The sequence below is a fragment of the Pseudomonas sp. WC2 genome (genome assembly GCF_050586545.1).
Taxonomy (GTDB): Bacteria; Pseudomonadota; Gammaproteobacteria; order Pseudomonadales; family Pseudomonadaceae; genus Aquipseudomonas.
The window spans coordinates 369,288-385,882 of record NZ_JBOBDR010000003.1 but is presented as its reverse complement, the minus strand read 5'-3'; the positions used below and the strand labels follow the sequence as shown (position 1 = coordinate 385,882).

The following is a 16,595-nucleotide window of genomic DNA, read 5'->3' as shown; positions in this document are numbered from 1 at the left end:
CATATCACACACCACATGTCTCAGGATTGCCCCGGCACATTCGGCCAAAGATTCGACACCAGAAACAACCGCTCCGCCTCTTCCCATTCCCCCCGCGCATTTTCGGTCAGGCGCACCAGCAACTGCGCTGGCGCCAGCGGCTCCAGATCCTCCAGCCACATCCGCAAATGTTCAGTGGTCCACGTCTGATCCGCCGGATAATGCGCCGGTGCCAGCCAGGCATGGCGGGGCAGGGGCTGCCAGCGCCCGGCCGGGCGTTGCGCGACGAACGCCGCCCAGTCTTTCTGATGCAACCAACTGCCACGCAAATGTTGCGGGTGCGCACCGCTCGGCGATTCAGCCTGACCCGGCCACGGATAGAGCAGATAACCGCCCAGCCACAGCTGTGCACTGAACACCTCGATATCCAGCTTCGCCAGCACTTCACGGCTCTCCGGGCGCGCCGAAATCGGCAATTGATGTTGCGCCAGATGCGCCAGTTTGCGGTCCAGTCGATCATGGCAACCCGGCCCCAACCATTGCGCCGAGTCACGACCGTCACCCTCCTGCGGGCCGAGGTAAAGCTTGATCGCCAGTTCCAGGTGATGCACGCCATCGCGATCACGCAGCAGCATGTCCAGTTCGCCGAGGGTGTGGCCCTCGCGGCGAATCGGCAGGTTGGCCGCAATCAATTCGATGCCGGGCGCATGCTCCACGGCGAACTGCCACAGCCGCTCGTAATACAGGCCCAGGCGCCGCGTGCGCGCCTGCGACAACCAATGCAGCAAGCCATAACTGTCGCGGTCGAGCTCACGCAACCAGTGCTCGAGGCGTTCGGGGTCATGCACCCAGTCGCTGCCGGCCAACGGATGGCGTTGCGGCCATGGCGTGGTGGCGAGCATCGGCGGGGCGAGGATCACCCACGCCAGATCCCGCACCTCCGGGTGACGTAATTGGTGGGGCAACTGGAGCAAATCTGGAAATAGGATCATCTTGCGAGCATAGCCGTAAACACGAGCACACCCTTGAGGCTGAAAGGATTTTGTCTAACCGGCGCTTTCGCCCATAATCGTGGTTTTCGCGTTTTCGATTGTCCGCAGAGGTCCCATGGAGCAATTTCGTAATATCGGCATCATCGGTCGCCTGGGCAGTTCCCAGGTGCTGGATACCGTCCGCCGACTGAAACGGTTTCTGCTCGATCGTCACCTGCATGTGATCCTCGAAGACACCATCGCCGAAGTCCTGCCGGGCCACGGCTTGCAAACCTCGTCGCGCAAGATGCTCGGCGAAGTCTGCGACATGGTCATCGTCGTCGGCGGTGATGGCAGCCTGCTCGGCGCCGCCCGCGCGCTGGCCAAACACAATATTCCAGTGCTCGGCATCAACCGTGGCAGCCTCGGGTTTCTCACCGACATCCGCCCGGACGAGCTGGAAGTCGAAGTCGCCAAGGTGCTCGACGGCCACTATCTGGTGGAAAACCGCTTCCTGCTGCAAGCCGAAGTTCGCCGTCACGCCGAGGCCATCGGCCAGGGCGATGCGCTCAACGACGTGGTGCTGCACCCGGGCAAATCGACGCGGATGATCGAGTTCGAGCTGTACATCGACGGCCAGTTCGTCTGCAGCCAGAAGGCTGACGGCCTGATCGTCGCCACGCCGACCGGTTCCACCGCGTACGCGCTGTCTGCGGGCGGGCCGATCATGCATCCCAAGCTCGATGCCATTGTGATCGTGCCGATGTACCCCCATATGTTGTCAAGCCGGCCAATCGTGGTCGATGGCAACAGTGAGCTGAAAATCGTCGTGTCGAAAAACATGCAGATTTACCCGCAAGTCTCCTGCGACGGGCAGAACCACTTTACCTGCGCGCCGGGCGATACCATCACCGTCAGCAAAAAAGCGCAGAAGCTGCGCCTGATTCATCCGCTCGACCATAACTACTACGAAGTCTGCCGCACCAAGCTCGGCTGGGGCAGCAAGCTGGGCGGTGGAGGCGACTGATGCTCGATCCCGCGCGCAGTTATGACCTGATTGGTGACGTGCACGGATGCGCCCTGACCCTTGAACACTTGTTGGACCGCCTCGGTTATCACAAGCAGGGCGGGGTCTGGCGGCATCCATCGCGCATGGCCGTGTTCGTCGGCGACATCATCGACCGTGGCCCGCGCATTCGCGAGGCGTTGCACATCGTCCATGACATGGTCGAGGCCGGTCAGGCCCTGTGCATCATGGGCAACCACGAATTCAACGCGCTCGGCTGGAGCACCCCGGCGCCACCGGGCAGCGGCAAGCAGTTCGTCCGCGAACACACGCCGCGCCATGCGCGCCTGCTCCACGAAACCCTGACTCAATTTGAAGGCCATCCGGCTGACTGGCATGACTTCCAGCGCTGGTTCTACGAATTGCCGTTGTTTGTCGATGCCGGGCGTTTCCGTGTCGTCCACGCTTGCTGGGATGCCGGATTGATCGAACCGCTGCGCGCGCTGTTTCCCAATGGCTGCATCGACGAGCACTTCCTGCAAGCCTCGGCGGTGCCGGACAGTTTCGCCTGCACCGTGTTCGACCGTTTGCTGCGCGGCACCGACATGCGCCTGCCGGATGGTCTGACCATGACCAGCGGCGATGGTCTGGTGCGTTCGTTCTTCCGCACCAAGTTCTGGGAAGACGATCCGAAAACCTACGGCGATATCGTTTTCCAGCCTGATGCACTGCCAGATCCGGTGGCGCAGAAGCCGCTAACCTCCAGTGAAAAAAACAACTTGCTGCGCTACGGCGTCGACGAGCCGTTGTTGTTCGTCGGCCATTACTGGCGCAGCGGCAGACCGGCGCCGATCCGCCCGAATCTGGCGTGTCTGGATTACAGCGCGGTGCTGTACGGCAAACTCGTTGCTTATCGTCTGGATCAGGAAACACGTCTGGATCCCAATAAATTTGTCTGGGTCGATGTCGAGCGGCCGGAGGTGCTGCAATGAGTGCGGTAGCGGTATTGCGTCTGCCCTTGGCGGTGGATTTGAGCGGTTTCGTCAAGCTGCTGCAGCGCATGCAGGTTCCCCATCGGGTCAGCGAAGAGGCGGGCGAACAAGTGTTGTGGGCACCGTCTGAGATCAGTGAAGACGTGCGTTCGCTGTACGAGCGGTTCCCAGCCGGCGATCCCGATCAGCAACTGGATATCCCCGTCGCGCAGACCGCGAAGCGCCCGAGCTTCGCGGAACAATTGAAGTACGCCAAAGCCACCGGGTTTATTCTGCTGCTGTGCCTGATTGTCGGCGGCCTGACGTATCTGGGCGAAAACCTGCAAACCTTGCGCTGGCTGACCTTCCTCGATTTCCAGGTGGTCGGCGAGTACATCCATTTTGTGCCGTTGGCCGACAGCTTGGCGGCGGGGCAGTGGTGGCGGCTGGTCACGCCGATGCTGATCCACTTCGGCATCCTGCACCTGGCCATGAACGGCATGTGGTATTGGGAGCTGGGCCGGCGCATCGAGTCGCGTCAGGGCAGCATCAACCTGATCGGCCTGACGCTGTTGTTCAGCCTCGTTTCCAACTACGCACAATTTGCCTGGAGCGGCGCGACCCTGTTCGGCGGCTTGTCCGGCGTGCTCTACGGTTTGCTCGGGCACTGCTGGATCTTCCAGCTGCTGTCGCCGAACCCGGCTTATCGCCTGCCGCGCGGCGTGCTGGTGATGATGCTGGTGTGGTTGCTGGTGTGCATGTCCGGGCTGATCTCGATGATCGGCTTCGGCGAAATCGCCAATGCGGCGCACGTCGGCGGGTTACTCATCGGATGCTTCACCGGTTTGTTGGGCGGTTTGTATAACCGCCGTAAACTGGCCGCCTAAATTTTCAGCAGATAAAGAGCACGGAGACCCTGATGTCCTCTTTTAACGACATGATCAACAACATCACCCCGGACATCTACGAGAGCCTGAAACTGGCCGTGGAAATCGGCAAGTGGTCCGACGGTGGCAAGCTCACCGCTGAACAGCGCGAACTGTCGTTGCAGGCGATGATCGCCTGGGAAATCCAGAACCTGCCTGAAGACCAGCGCACCGGTTACATGGGCCCGCAGGAATGTGCATCGAAGTCGATCGAAGTGCCGAACATCCTGTTCAAGTCGGATGCCATCCATTGATCGAGATTGGCCGCGGTGCAATCAGTAAAATGTCGGCGCGCCTCGACGGGCCGAACGTGCAATACGCGTTTCGTCTGGATGACGTCGAGGTGCCGGTCAACCCATTGATCGGCACCACGGTGCGTCTGGAATACCTGGGGGCGATCCATTGCACCCATTGCGGGCGCAAGACCAAAACCAGTTTCAGTCAGGGTTATTGCTACCCGTGCATGACCAAACTGGCGCAGTGCGACCTGTGCATCATGAGCCCGGAACGCTGCCACTTTGATGCCGGCACCTGCCGCGATCCAGCGTGGGGCGAGCAGTTCTGCATGACCGACCACGTGGTTTACCTTTCCAACTCGTCGGGCATCAAGGTTGGCATCACTCGTGCTACCCAGTTGCCGACTCGCTGGATCGATCAGGGTGCCTGTCAGGCGTTGCCGATCATGCGCGTCTCGACACGGCAGCAATCGGGCTTCGTTGAAGATCTGTTCCGCAGCCAGGTGGCCGACAAAACCAACTGGCGTGCATTGCTCAAGGGCGATGCGGTGACGGTGGATCTGGCGCAGGTGCGTGACCAGTTGTTTGAAAGCTGTGCTGAGGGTCTGCAAGGTTTGCAAGAGCGATTCGGCCTACAAGCTATTCAGACGATTGCCGATGTCGAACCGCTCGAGATCCGCTATCCAGTCGAGCAATACCCGGCCAAAATCGTCAGCTTCAACCTGGACAAGAACCCGATTGCCGAAGGCACGCTGTTGGGGATCAAAGGCCAGTACCTGATCTTCGATACCGGCGTGATCAACATTCGCAAGTACACGGCTTATCAGCTCGCCGTGCATCAATAAGGACTTCAGCATGCGCACCGAACAACCGAAGATGATTTACCTGAAGGACTATCAGGCGCCCGAGTACCTGATCGACGAAACACACCTGACCTTCGAGTTGTTCGAGGACCACAGCCTGGTTCACGCGCAACTGGTGATGCGCCGCAACCCGGCCCGTGGCGCGGGCCTGCCGCCGCTGGTGCTCGATGGCCAGCAGCTGGAATTGCTTTCGGTGACCCTCGCGGATCAGCAGTTGGCTGACGCCGATTACCAGCTCACGGAAAACCACCTGACCCTGCAACCGACCAGCGAAACCTTCACGGTCGACACCAGCGTCAAGATCCACCCGGAAACCAACACCGCACTGGAAGGCCTGTACAAGTCCGGCACGATGTTCTGCACCCAGTGCGAGGCCGAAGGTTTCCGCAAGATCACCTATTACCTCGATCGCCCGGACGTGATGAGCAAGTTCACCACCACCGTGGTCGCCGAACAGCACAGCTATCCGGTGCTGCTCTCCAATGGCAACCCGATCGCCTCGGGCCCGGGCGAAGACGGCCGCCACTGGGCGACGTGGGAAGACCCGTTCATGAAACCGGCGTACCTGTTCGCGCTGGTGGCCGGTGACTTGTGGTGCGTCGAAGACAGCTTCACCACCATGACTGATCGCAACGTTGCATTGCGCATTTACGTCGAGCCGGAAAACATCGACAAGTGCCAGCACGCGATGAACAGCCTGAAGAAGTCGATGCGCTGGGACGAAGAGGTCTACGGTCGCGAGTACGATCTGGACATCTTCATGATCGTCGCGGTCAACGACTTCAACATGGGCGCGATGGAGAACAAAGGCCTCAACATCTTCAACTCCAGCGCCGTGCTCGCTCGCGCCGAAACTGCGACCGATGCTGCACACCAGCGCGTGGAAGCGATCGTCGCTCACGAATACTTCCACAACTGGTCGGGCAACCGCGTGACCTGCCGCGACTGGTTCCAGTTGTCGCTGAAGGAAGGCTTCACCGTGTTCCGCGACTCGGGCTTCTCTGCCGACATGAACTCGGCCACGGTCAAGCGCATTCAGGACGTGGCTTACCTGCGTACCCACCAGTTCGCCGAAGACGCCGGCCCGATGGCCCACGCCGTGCGCCCGGACAGCTTCATCGAGATCTCCAACTTCTACACCCTGACCGTTTACGAAAAGGGCTCGGAAGTGGTCGGCATGATCCACACCTTGCTCGGCACCGAAGGCTTCCGTAAGGGCAGCGATCTCTACTTCGAACGCCACGATGGTCAGGCAGTGACTTGCGATGACTTCATCAAGGCGATGGAAGATGCCAACGGCGTCGACCTGACCCAGTTCAAGCGCTGGTACAGCCAGGCGGGTACACCGCGTCTGGCGGTGAGCGAGTCGTACGACGCCGCGGCGAAAACCTACAGCCTGACCTTCCGCCAGAGCTGCCCGGAAACCCCGGACAAAGTTGAAAAACTGCCGTTCGTGATTCCGGTGGAACTCGGCCTGCTCGACAGCCAAGGCAACGAGATTGCCTTGCGTCTGGCTGGCGAAGCATCGGCGCAGGGCACCACCCGCGTGATTTCGGTGACCGAAGCTGAACAGACTTTCACCTTCGTCGACATCGCTGAACAGCCACTGCCATCGCTGCTACGCGGTTTCTCGGCGCCGGTAAAACTGAGCTTCCCGTACAACCGCGATCAGTTGATGTTCCTGATGCAGCACGACAGCGACGGTTTCAACCGCTGGGATGCCGGTCAGCAACTGTCGGTGCAGGTGCTGCAAGAGCTGATCGGCCAGCATCAGAAGGGCGAGAGCCTGAAGCTTGACCCGCGTCTGGTGTCGGCGCTGAAAACCGTGCTGTCCGATGAGTCGCTCGATCAGGCGATGGTCGCGGAGATGCTGTCGTTGCCGGGTGAGGCCTACCTGACTGAAATCAGCGAAGTGGCGGATGTCGAGGCGATTCACACCGCTCGCGAATTTGCCCGCAAGCAACTGGCGGACAGTTTGTTCGAAGCGCTGTGGCTGCGTTACCAGGCCAACCGTGATCTGTCGAAGCAAACGCCTTACGTCGCTGAAGCCGAGCACTTCGCCCGTCGCGCATTGCAGAACATCGCGCTGTCGTACCTGATGCTCAGCGGCAAAGCGGAAGTCCTCGCGGCGGCGCTGGAGCAGTTCGAAAACGCCGACAACATGACCGAGCGCCTGACCGCGCTGGCGGTGTTGGTCAACTCGCCGTTCGAAGAGCAGAAGGCGCTGGCGCTGGCCAGTTTCGCCGAGCACTTCAAGGACAATCCGCTGGTCATGGATCAGTGGTTCAGCGTGCAGGCCGGCAGCACCTTGCCGGGCGGTCTGGAGCGCGTGAAGGCATTGATGCAGCACCCGGCGTTCAACATCAAGAACCCGAACAAGGTGCGTGCATTGGTCGGCGCGTTTGCCGGGCAGAACCTGATCAACTTCCACGCCGCGGATGGCTCTGGCTATCGCTTCCTCGCGGATCTGGTGATCGAACTGAACGGCTTCAACCCGCAGATCGCTTCGCGCCAACTGGCGCCGCTGACTCGCTGGCGCAAATACGACAGCGCTCGTCAGGCGTTGATGAAGGCTGAGCTGGAGCGGATTCGGGCGTCGGGGCAGTTGTCGAGTGATGTGTACGAAGTCGTCAGCAAAAGCTTGGCGTAACGCATAACGAAATGTGGGAGCGAGCTTGCTCGCGAAAAGGGCGTGTCAGTGACGCAAATGTCATCTGATACACCGTATTCGCAAGCAAGCTCGCTCCCACAATGGTTTACGTTTAGTCAGTTATTTCAGGTCAAAACGATCCAGGTTGGTGACTTTCGTCCACGCTGCGACGAAGTCCTTAACAAACTGCTCCTTCGCATCCGCACTGGCATACACCTCGGCCAATGCGCGCAACTGCGCGTTGGAACCGAATACCAGATCCACGCGGGTCGCCGTCCATTTCACGCTGCCGCTTTTGCGGTCACGTCCCTCGAACTCATCCGCATCCCTCGAAGTCGGCTTCCACTCCACGCCCATGTCCAGCAGGTTGGTGAAGAAGTCGTTGGTCAGCGCTTCAGTCTGGCTGGTGAAAACACCATGACGGGTTTGCCCGACGTTGGTGTTCAACACCCGCAAGCCACCGAGCAACACAGTCATTTCCGGCGCAGTGAGGGTGAGCAGTTGCGCCTTGTCGATCAGCAGCGCTTCGGCGGAAACGGTGTACTTGGCCTTGCTGTAATTCCGGAAGCCATCGGCAATCGGTTCAAGAAACCCGAACGACTCAACGTCGGTTTGCTCTTGGCTCGCATCGGCACGTCCCGGCGTGAAGGGCACTGAAACCGAATGACCGGCGTTCTTCGCCGCTTGTTCGATACCGGCGTTACCGGCCAGCACGATCAGGTCGGCCAGCGAGACTTTCTTGCCAGCGGCACCGCTGTTGAACTCGTTCTGAATCCCTTCGAGTGCGCTCAGCACCTTGTCCAGCTGCTCAGGCTGGTTGGCCTGCCAGAATTTCTGCGGCGCCAGACGCAGACGTCCACCGTTGGCGCCGCCGCGTTTATCCGAACCCCGGAACGTGGAGATGGCCGCCCAAGCGGTCGAGACCAGTTGCGATACCGAAAGACCCGAGCCGAGGATTTTGCTTTTCAGGCCGGCGGCGTCGCTGTCGTCGATCAGCGGATGCGTGACATCAGGAATCGGGTCCTGCCATAGCAGTTCTTCGTTCGGCAGTTCCGGGCCGAGGTAGCGTGACAGCGGGCCCATGTCGCGGTGAATCAGCTTGTACCAAGCGCGGGCGAAGGCATCGGCCAGTTGATCCGGGTTGGCGAGGAAGCGCCGCGAAATCTGCTCGTAAGCAGGGTCGAAGCGCAGCGCCAGGTCAGACGTGAGCATGGTCGGCGAGAGTTTTTTATTCGGATCATGGGCGTGGGGAACGGTGCCGGCACCGCCGCCATTTTTCGGAATCCACTGATGCGCGCCGGCCGGGCTTTTGGTCAGTTCCCATTCGAAACCGAACAGGTTTTCCAGGTAGTTATTGCTCCAGCGTGTGGGCGTGGTGGTCCAGGTCACTTCCAGGCCGCTGGTGATGGTGTCGGCACCTTTGCCGGTGCCGAATGCGTTGCGCCAGCCGAGGCCCTGTTCTTCAAGGCCGGCGGCTTCCGGCTCAGGGCCGACGTTGTCGGCCGGGCCGGCGCCGTGGGTTTTACCGAAGGCGTGGCCGCCGGCAATCAGCGCCACGGTTTCCTCGTCGTTCATGGCCATGCGGCCAAAGGTTTCACGGATGTCGTGGGCGGAAGCGACCGGATCCGGATTACCTTCAGGGCCTTCCGGATTCACATAAATCAGGCCCATCTGCACGGCGGCCAGCGGGTTTTCCAGGTTGCGTTCGCCTTGGTCGGTGCGGCTTTCTTCTTTGCCGTGCAAATCCGGTTCGGCGACCAGTGTGCCGTCACCGGGCTCCTGCATGGGTGCCTTGTCTTTGCCATAGCGGCTGTCGCCGCCCAGCCATTCATGCTCCGAGCCCCAATACACGTCTTCGTCGGGTTCCCAGACATCCGGGCGACCGCCCGAGTAACCGAAAGTCTTGAAGCCCATGGATTCCAGCGCGACGTTGCCGGTGAGGACAATCAAGTCAGCCCAGGAAATGTTGCGGCCATATTTCTGTTTGATCGGCCACAGCAGACGCCGGGCCTTGTCGAGGCTGACGTTGTCTGGCCAGCTATTGAGTGGGGCAAAGCGTTGCTGGCCAGAGCCCGCGCCACCGCGGCCATCGGCGGTGCGATAGGTGCCAGCGCTGTGCCAGGCCATGCGTACGAAGAGCGGACCGTAGTGCCCGAAGTCGGCCGGCCACCAATCCTGGGAGTCGGTCATCAGCGCGGTGAGGTCTTGTTTCAGCGCCTGGAAATCCAGGCTCTTGAAGGCTTTGGCGTAGTCGAAATCCTTGCCCAGCGGGTCGGACTTGGGCGAATGCTGGCTAAGGATTTTCAGATTGAGTTGATCCGGCCACCAGTCACGGTTCGTCGTACCACCACCGGCAGCGTGGTTGAACGGGCATTTCGATTCGTTTGCCATGTTCGGGTCCTTATCAGGTCTTCTACGGCCGGCTCGTGCCGACTTCGGACTAGTAAGGCTAGACCCGACTTGGCAAGTCAGCTAATAGCCCGACTATTGGACGTTGATAGGGAAAGTCTCTCAGGTGCTATGAACGGAGGTGGTTCGGATCTGCTTTTTTATTCCGAAAGGTTCTAATTAACCTGTCACAAATGACAGTTGTGGGCAGGTTGTTTAATACGTCTACTTTCATACGTCGCGGAAACTCTCGAAGTCCGCTGGATAAATGCCAAGGAATTGATTATGACCACGCAGGAAAAAAAGCCAGGGGTTGGTGAATTCACCGCAGAGGTCGACGGTGTGCCATTTCTCAAGACAAACGTAGTTGTGCTTCATTTTGCGAACGAGGATTACTTTATTCTGGGGTATGAAGGGGATATGAATAAGGTGGTTTTTTCCGTTCCCACCGCACTGCCGGGTGAGGGGCCGCATAAGGTGGAACATTACCACGATGGGCTGCAATGGGATGTCACGATCAACGAACGCAAATCTCTGGTGGGATCAGGCTCAACAACAGTGACCTTCGATAAAAATCGAGACAGTATCGAAGGAACTATTGATTTCACGTTGGAGGATAAAAGGAAAGTGACCGGGAAATTCAATATTACCAACAAGTGGTGAGTCCATTGTGGGGGCGCCCATTTGCGCCCCGTTTAACGTCACTTACTTCAACTCGATTGCGCCGTATCATCCTCCGGCACTTCGTCAATGATGTCTTCCTGCCCCGGCAATTGCGTGATCACGCTGAAATCGGTCACTTCGACTGAGCCTTGCCCATATCCCAATAGATGAAAAGAGAAGGCTTTGCGCGGCTGCGGGTTGTCGAAACTGAAATCCATTTCCAGCGGTTGGTCGGCCGTGGCGACCATTTCTGCCGGCAGCCCCAGCTGCACGTCCTGCTCGAACTCTTTGGCCTTGAGCTGAATGTACGCCGCTTGCTGCGGGTCGATCGAGCGCACGGTCAAGCGTACGCGGGTGTGCGAGCCCTTGGGCATTTCCAGGTATTGCGCGCCGATCAGGTTGTCGGCCCAGTCATCCTTGATCTGCGCTTGCAGCGGGATGACGTTGGTGCTGCCGAACTGGTAGCGATGATTGAGCGGTGTGCGCAGCAGCGACAGGTCCAGCGCGTTGGCGCGCGCGGCAATCTGCCGGGCCGGGTGACCGCTGTAGTTGCCTTTGTAGGTGGCGCTTTCGGCGATGAAACCGGCGCTTTCGTAGTAGCGGCAGCGGCGCGGCATGTCGCACTCGGAGAAGATCCCCTGACCGTTGTGGTAGCGCAGTTTGCCGTTGGTGAACGACATGATTTCGCGACCGGAATCGTAATCACGGAACAGCGAGCGACCGCTCAACGCTGAAGGCACTGGCAGATCGAAGTAGTCGAGAATTGAGGTGCTCAGATCGACGTGGCCATAAACCCCTTTGTTAAGCCGTGGCAGTTGCTCGTGCTCCGGCGCCAGGGTCAGGTTGAAGCCCCACGAAGAGGCCAGACGCACGCCGTCGATGCCGTGGGATTCGTCCGAGGTGATCACCACCAGCGTGTCTTTCAGCACACCTTGGCGTTCGAGACCGCTGAGGAACTGGTTCAGCGCATCATCGAGATAGCCGACGGCGGCCTGTTTAGGCGTTTCGTAGCGCTCCAGATACTCCTCCGGGGCGGAGTAGGGCTGGTGGGTGCCGACGGTCAGCAACGTCAGCATCCACGGCTTTTTCTGCTTTTTCAGTTGGCCGACGTAATCCAGCGCGCCTTCGAAGAACGCCTTGTCATCCTTGCCCCACGGGAATTCGAGGTAGTTGGTATTGGTGAACCATTCCAGGCCATGGGTCGCATCGAAACCGATGTGCGGCATGATTTTGTCTTTGGCCATGAAGCGCAGCCCGGCGCCTTGCAGGTAATGGGTGCTAAAGCCGTGCGCACGCAGTTGCGCTGGCAGACAGGCCTGATTGCGCTCGTGCAGGGTGAGCATTTCCACGCCCTTGGGCGTGCCGTTGTTGAGTTTGTCGTAATCGCCACACAGCATCGCGTACAGGCCGCGAATGGTCTGGTGGGTGTGCAAGACGTAATCCGGCGTGTTCATCCCGCGCTCGGCCCAGCGGCTGAGATTGGGCATCAGGTCTTCCTGATAGTGACTGCCGATGGCCTCGCGGTTGGCGCGAATGTAAGCGCCGGGAATGCCTTCCAGCGCGATGATCAGTACGTTGCGCGCCTGACCGGGCGCGGTCAGCAATGGCTGGCCGTTGAGATCGACATCGGTGAGCCCGGCCATGGCGGGGGCGGCTTCTTCAACATCGCCGTCGAGCCATTCTTCGGCCTGAATCTGCAGGTCGGCGACCTGTGAGGCGAGCAATTGGTGCGGCAGGTTGTATTGGCGCCACGGGTCGTCTTCGTTGGGCCATTGGTTTTGCACACCCCAATGTGCCGCGAACAGCACCAGTGGAACGCTCCACAACGCGCGGGGCAGGGCGGGGCGGGAAACACCGCGTGCGGTGAACCGGGTCAGCAGCCAGAATGCCAACGCCAGTAACAGACTGATGCCGACGGCGGGATGGGCCAGCCCGCCACCGGTGGAGTTTTCCACGAATTGCGGGTCGATCAGGTAATGAATGTCGCCAGGCGTCGGCAATCGGCCAACGGCACTGACCAACTCGGCTGTCGCCACCGCCAGCAGTCCCCAGAACAGCAACACCGGCAAGGCGAGCCACCACGCCCGACGATGCAATAACACCACCAGCAGGCTGCCGATGGCGAAGTCCGACAGGTAACCCACTGGCGTCGACCAGCCCAATGCCGCGCGCAGGCCTGCCGGCACGATCAATACCAATACAATCAGAGAGAAGAGGCGGGCATTGGGCTGCCGCAACCGGTGAAAAAGAGCACTCACAAAAAAAGACCTTCCAGTCATCAAAACGTCAAAAAAGTGTGGGCGATGATACCAAGGGTGGGCGGTCTGATCGCCCTTTTAAACGCTGGGGCGGTCCGCTGTCCGGGTCGCTGATGACGATGAGGATCGTCTGCAGCCCGGACGGGCTCTCAGGTTGCACGGCAATCGGCCGCATTGGCGTAATGGGATTTATTGTTTCAGGCTGTTTAAGCAGTCGAGACCGAAGAAGATCCCGCGTGAAAACGGGCCGACGTTTTGTGCCGGGCAAACGTCCTCGTGCTATCGATATGCGATAAAGGTATTTAATTTCTGTTTTTTATAGCGATAAAGTCAGGCCTTTCAGCACACCACTTCCTGCTGCGAGGTTGTCATGGCCACACCGTTCAAACGTTCCGCGCTGACTCTGTTGGCCGCTTCCCTAGCAGCGAGTGCGCTGTTCAGCACTGGCGCCCAGGCCGAAGGCAAGATCAGCATCGCCCAGCAATTCGGCATCGGTTATCTGATTCTCGATGTCGTGCGCGATCAGCAGCTCATCGAGAAGCACGGTAAAGAGCAGGGCCTCGACATCAAGGTCGACTGGAACAGCATTTCCGGCGCCACGGCGATGAACGAAGCGCTGCTGACCGGTTCACTGGACGTGGTTTCCGCTGGCGTGCCGCCGATGCTCACCGTGTGGGATCGCACCAAAGGCAAGCAGAACGTCAAAGCCATCGCTGCGCTGGGCTCGATGCCCAACTACCTGCTGACCAATAACCCGAACATCAAGACGCTCAAGGACTTCAGCGACAAGGATCGTATCGCCGTGCCAGCGGCAGGCGTGGGCTTCCAGTCGCGCACTTTGCAGATCGAAACCGCCAAGGAATTCGGTGACGACCAGTTCAAGAAATTCGACAACATCTCCGTCAGCCTGCCGCACCCCGACGCCACAGCGGCATTGATTGCCGGCGGCTCGGAAATCAACTCGCACTTCTCCAGCCCGCCGTTCCAATACCAGGCCCTGCAAAACCCCAACGTGCACAAAGTGTTGAGCTCCTACGACATCCTCGGCGGCCAAGCGACGTTCAACGTGCTCTACACCACGGAAAAATTCCACGACGAAAACCCGAAAACCTACAAGGCGTTCTACGACGCATTGGCTGAAGCCGAGAAAATCATCAAGGCCGACAAACCCGCCGCAGCCCAGGCCTACATCCGCGTAGAGCAATCGAAGTTGCCGTTGGCGCTGGTCGAGCAAATCGTCAAAGACCCGGAAATCGATTTCACCGTGGTGCCGCAACGCACGTTCATCTACGCCGAGAAACTGCAGGAACTCGGCGTGCTGAAGAACAAGGCGGGGAGCTGGAAGGATTACTTCTTTGAAGAGGCGCATGGTGGCGCGGGTAGCTGACTGGGCGATTAACAATGAGGGGGCGGAGCGTTCTGGACAGGGAGATGGCCACTTAGTAGCATTCGCGGCCTATGGATTTCTATCCCGAACGTCGGCCGACGCACCAAGGACCCCTCAATGCACAAGTTCACCCATGGCGATGTAACCGTTGATTTCACCGTGTTGAGCGGTGAAGTGGTGGGCAGCGAGAAAATGAGCGAAACCCGCATCACCTCCACCGGTGGTAACGGTCAATTCGACAGTAACGGTCAGCCCATCGCGGTGCACATCAACTCGGTGATGGTGATCAACCATGAGTTCTGGATCAGAACGGCGGATGGCATCGAGCACGATGTAAGTTTCCGTGGGCTCGATATTCCTTTGCGCAGCGGCCAGCACATTTCGCTGATCAGCGCAGTGAGCAACGATGGCGAGAAGTTGCTGCACACTCATCTGCAAAACCATTCCTCGACCAAGACCTACTTGATTCGCGACGCCAAAGCGCTGAACACCGATCTGGGCCTGTCACCGTTTCGCTGGAAGCCCTTGCTGATTGCCTTCGCCATGTGGGTCGGCATCGGTTTGCTCGCCGGTGTGTTGGGCTTTCTGGTGGGCACGGGTTATTACATCTATGAGTGCGTCAAAGGCTCCAAGCGCAAGAAGCTGTTGATTGCCGAACTGGAAGCCTTTATGGCCCGTTTGAACCAGCAGGTCGAAAGCCAATACCACGCAGGGCGCTCCGGCCAGGTGCAAATGCCTGAGCAAGCCGCTGAGCAACCTCAGGCCCAAGCTGTCGCCGAACCTGCGGGCATGACCAGCAGCAGCGTGCGTAAAGCGCTGTCGCGTAACGGTTGAGTTGTTTGGGTTGTCTTCACGCACAAAAAAAGGGGCGGTCCGATCATCGATCAGGCCGCCCCTTTTTATTGCCGCTCAGTCAGATCAATGCATCTTGCTGTGATCGTGACCTTCCATGTTGGTCAGCGCGCGAACCGGCGCTTTGACTTCGATGGTTTCTTTCTCACCCTTGGCGTTCTCGACGGTCAGGGTCAGCGGCACGCTTTCGCCTTCTTTCAACTGAGCGCTCAGGCCCATCAGCATCACGTGGTAGCCATTCGGATCAAGCTTGACGGCTTTGCCGGCCGGCAGTTCGACGAACTTCACCGGGCCCATGCTCATGACGTCGTTCTTCATGGTCATTTCGTGGATCTGCACGTCTTTGGCCACAGGCGTGGCAACGCTGAGCAGCTTGCTGTCGCTGTCGGCGGTGACGGTCATGAACGCGCCGCTGGCGGTTTGGGTCGGCACGGTGGCACGGACCCAGGCGTCGTCGATTTTGGTCTGTGCCGAGGCCTGGAACGCCAGGCCCATCAGCGACAGGGTCAGTGCGGCACGTTTGATGTGGTTCAGAACAGGGTGCATCAGCAAACCTCCATAACAGTAAGCAAGTCTTCCGTGCATTCTTCTGCCGAAAGCGAGGTGGACAGGCCCATGCGCAAGCCGCCACGGGAATCGTAGACGTAGCTGGTCGACGTGTGCGAGATGGTATAGGTGTCGCCCGCCGGGACTTTCTCGTAGAACACGTCGAATTCCTTGGCGGTGGCCTTGGTTTCCTCAACGGTGCCGTACAGCGCGACGAAACTCGGGTCGAAGGCCTTCATGTAGGCGTCGAGGATTTCCGGCGTGTCGCGTTCGGGGTCGAGGGTGATGAAGATCACCTGCAGACGATCGCCGTCCTTGCCCATCAGTTTCTTGATTTTCGCCGCGCGGGCGAGGGTGGTCGGGCAGACTGCCGGGCACTGGGTGAAGCCGAAGAAGATCATCGGCATCATGCCGCGAAAGCTCGACAGCGACATGGTTTCGCCGTCGGTGTTCTTCAGCTTGAAGGTGCGTCCGAGGATCTTGTCACTCAGATCCTTGCCGTACTTGTACGACAGTTGGCCGCGGGTGTCGCAGCCGGCGAGCAGGCCGAGCCCGAGTACGCCCATTCCCGCAAGCACCTTGCGGCGAGTCAACAAAGCCGTCATCTAATACCGCCTTTTGCAGCCCGTCAGTCGGCAGGACTGGCGGGGGGTTAGCCGTAAAAGCGGCGCATGATACCAAACTGAGACCAGACGACGGCTGCGGATCGCCGTGCGGCGCAGGATAGGGCGACAAAAGGTGTAAGAAAAAGTGACGACTGCTCACTGCATCTGCGCTGCATCGGGCCTCGGTCACGAATTCCAGCGCAGCCGCGCCGTGATGAACAGCTACTCGGCGTTGACGGCTCAGCAAAAACAAGCCGACGCGAGGCAATCTGAAGCCTGCCCTGACAAGCGGGC

14 protein-coding genes are annotated in these 16,595 nt (G+C 59.5%); 9 read left to right on the top strand and 5 right to left on the bottom strand.

Annotated elements, in window-relative coordinates:
* Positions 1-20 precede the first annotated feature (20 nt).
* Positions 21-971: a DUF1853 family protein gene (locus ACQ4OE_RS05680; protein WP_430946040.1), complete on the bottom strand. Its 951-nt coding sequence runs from the start codon at positions 969-971 to the stop codon at positions 21-23.
* Between the two features lie 115 nt (positions 972-1,086).
* On the opposite strand from ACQ4OE_RS05680, the gene ACQ4OE_RS05675 reads away from it, so the two are divergent.
* Genes ACQ4OE_RS05675 through pepN form a run of 6 tightly spaced genes read left to right on the top strand, consistent with a single transcriptional unit; the run spans position 1,087 to position 7,602 of the window.
* Entirely contained in the window at positions 1,087-1,977 is an 891-nt protein-coding gene (locus tag ACQ4OE_RS05675; protein ID WP_003224174.1) for an NAD(+) kinase, read from the top strand.
* On the top strand, positions 1,977-2,948 hold the full coding sequence (locus tag ACQ4OE_RS05670) for a metallophosphoesterase (protein WP_122595514.1): 972 nt from the start codon (positions 1,977-1,979) through the stop codon (positions 2,946-2,948). The genes ACQ4OE_RS05675 and ACQ4OE_RS05670 overlap by 1 nt, the downstream gene beginning before the upstream one ends.
* Positions 2,945-3,814, top strand: coding sequence for a rhomboid family intramembrane serine protease (locus ACQ4OE_RS05665; protein WP_122595515.1), 870 nt, complete (start codon positions 2,945-2,947; stop codon positions 3,812-3,814). Before ACQ4OE_RS05670 ends, ACQ4OE_RS05665 begins: the two co-directional genes overlap by 4 nt.
* Positions 3,815-3,846: 32 nt before the next feature.
* On the top strand, positions 3,847-4,107 hold the full coding sequence (locus ACQ4OE_RS05660) for a YeaC family protein (RefSeq protein ID WP_007919229.1): 261 nt from the start codon (positions 3,847-3,849) through the stop codon (positions 4,105-4,107).
* Positions 4,104-4,934, top strand: coding sequence for a DUF2797 domain-containing protein (locus ACQ4OE_RS05655; protein ID WP_430946039.1), 831 nt, complete (start codon positions 4,104-4,106; stop codon positions 4,932-4,934). Before ACQ4OE_RS05660 ends, ACQ4OE_RS05655 begins: the two co-directional genes overlap by 4 nt.
* A 10-nt stretch (positions 4,935-4,944) precedes the next feature.
* Positions 4,945-7,602, top strand: a complete 2,658-nt coding sequence (gene pepN / locus ACQ4OE_RS05650) for an aminopeptidase N (RefSeq protein ID WP_430946038.1) — start codon at positions 4,945-4,947, stop codon at positions 7,600-7,602.
* Between the two features lie 120 nt (positions 7,603-7,722).
* Here the strand turns inward: pepN and katG are convergent, their stop codons facing one another.
* Positions 7,723-9,993 (bottom strand): catalase/peroxidase HPI, encoded by a 2,271-nt coding sequence (katG, locus tag ACQ4OE_RS05645; protein ID WP_430946037.1) that lies wholly within the window; start codon positions 9,991-9,993, stop codon positions 7,723-7,725.
* 282 nt (positions 9,994-10,275) lie between these two features.
* Between katG and ACQ4OE_RS05640 the strand changes: the two genes are divergently transcribed.
* Positions 10,276-10,653, top strand: a complete 378-nt coding sequence (locus ACQ4OE_RS05640) for a hypothetical protein (RefSeq protein WP_430946036.1) — start codon at positions 10,276-10,278, stop codon at positions 10,651-10,653.
* A gap of 47 nt (positions 10,654-10,700) precedes the next feature.
* On the opposite strand, the gene ACQ4OE_RS05635 is transcribed toward ACQ4OE_RS05640, so the two are convergent.
* A complete protein-coding gene (locus ACQ4OE_RS05635; protein ID WP_430946035.1) occupies positions 10,701-12,911 on the bottom strand; it encodes an LTA synthase family protein in 2,211 nt (736 codons plus the stop codon).
* Positions 12,912-13,281: 370 nt separating this feature from the next.
* On the opposite strand from ACQ4OE_RS05635, the gene ACQ4OE_RS05630 reads away from it, so the two are divergent.
* Together ACQ4OE_RS05630 and ACQ4OE_RS05625 are read left to right on the top strand one after the other, a co-directional pair.
* On the top strand, positions 13,282-14,298 hold the full coding sequence (locus ACQ4OE_RS05630; RefSeq protein WP_122595520.1) for an ABC transporter substrate-binding protein: 1,017 nt from the start codon (positions 13,282-13,284) through the stop codon (positions 14,296-14,298).
* A 117-nt stretch (positions 14,299-14,415) separates the two neighbouring features.
* A complete protein-coding gene (locus tag ACQ4OE_RS05625) occupies positions 14,416-15,132 on the top strand; it encodes a hypothetical protein (protein WP_430946034.1) in 717 nt (238 codons plus the stop codon).
* Positions 15,133-15,216: 84 nt separating this feature from the next.
* On the opposite strand, the gene ACQ4OE_RS05620 is transcribed toward ACQ4OE_RS05625, so the two are convergent.
* Positions 15,217-15,696: a copper chaperone PCu(A)C gene (locus tag ACQ4OE_RS05620; RefSeq protein ID WP_122595522.1), complete on the bottom strand. Its 480-nt coding sequence runs from the start codon at positions 15,694-15,696 to the stop codon at positions 15,217-15,219.
* Entirely contained in the window at positions 15,696-16,301 is a 606-nt protein-coding gene (locus tag ACQ4OE_RS05615; protein WP_122595523.1) for an SCO family protein, read from the bottom strand. Before ACQ4OE_RS05615 ends, ACQ4OE_RS05620 begins: the two co-directional genes overlap by 1 nt.
* Between the last annotated feature and the right edge of the window lie 294 nt (positions 16,302-16,595).

Bases quoted from the DNA above. Each gene is read 5' to 3' on its own strand.
- ACQ4OE_RS05640 (WP_430946036.1), top strand. From the start codon at position 10,276: ATGACCACGCAGGAAAAAAAGCCAGGGGTTGGTGAATTCACCGCAGAG.
- ACQ4OE_RS05665 (WP_122595515.1), top strand. From the start codon at position 2,945: ATGAGTGCGGTAGCGGTATTGCGTCTGCCCTTGGCGGTGGATTTGAGC.
- ACQ4OE_RS05660 (WP_007919229.1), top strand. From the start codon at position 3,847: ATGTCCTCTTTTAACGACATGATCAACAACATCACCCCGGACATCTAC.
- katG (WP_430946037.1), bottom strand. From the start codon at position 9,993: ATGGCAAACGAATCGAAATGCCCGTTCAACCACGCTGCCGGTGGTGGT.
- ACQ4OE_RS05615 (WP_122595523.1), bottom strand. From the start codon at position 16,301: ATGACGGCTTTGTTGACTCGCCGCAAGGTGCTTGCGGGAATGGGCGTA.
- ACQ4OE_RS05630 (WP_122595520.1), top strand. From the start codon at position 13,282: ATGGCCACACCGTTCAAACGTTCCGCGCTGACTCTGTTGGCCGCTTCC.
- ACQ4OE_RS05675 (WP_003224174.1), top strand. From the start codon at position 1,087: ATGGAGCAATTTCGTAATATCGGCATCATCGGTCGCCTGGGCAGTTCC.
- ACQ4OE_RS05620 (WP_122595522.1), bottom strand. From the start codon at position 15,696: ATGCACCCTGTTCTGAACCACATCAAACGTGCCGCACTGACCCTGTCG.
- ACQ4OE_RS05670 (WP_122595514.1), top strand. From the start codon at position 1,977: ATGCTCGATCCCGCGCGCAGTTATGACCTGATTGGTGACGTGCACGGA.
- ACQ4OE_RS05680 (WP_430946040.1), bottom strand. From the start codon at position 971: ATGATCCTATTTCCAGATTTGCTCCAGTTGCCCCACCAATTACGTCAC.
- pepN (WP_430946038.1), top strand. From the start codon at position 4,945: ATGCGCACCGAACAACCGAAGATGATTTACCTGAAGGACTATCAGGCG.
- ACQ4OE_RS05625 (WP_430946034.1), top strand. From the start codon at position 14,416: ATGCACAAGTTCACCCATGGCGATGTAACCGTTGATTTCACCGTGTTG.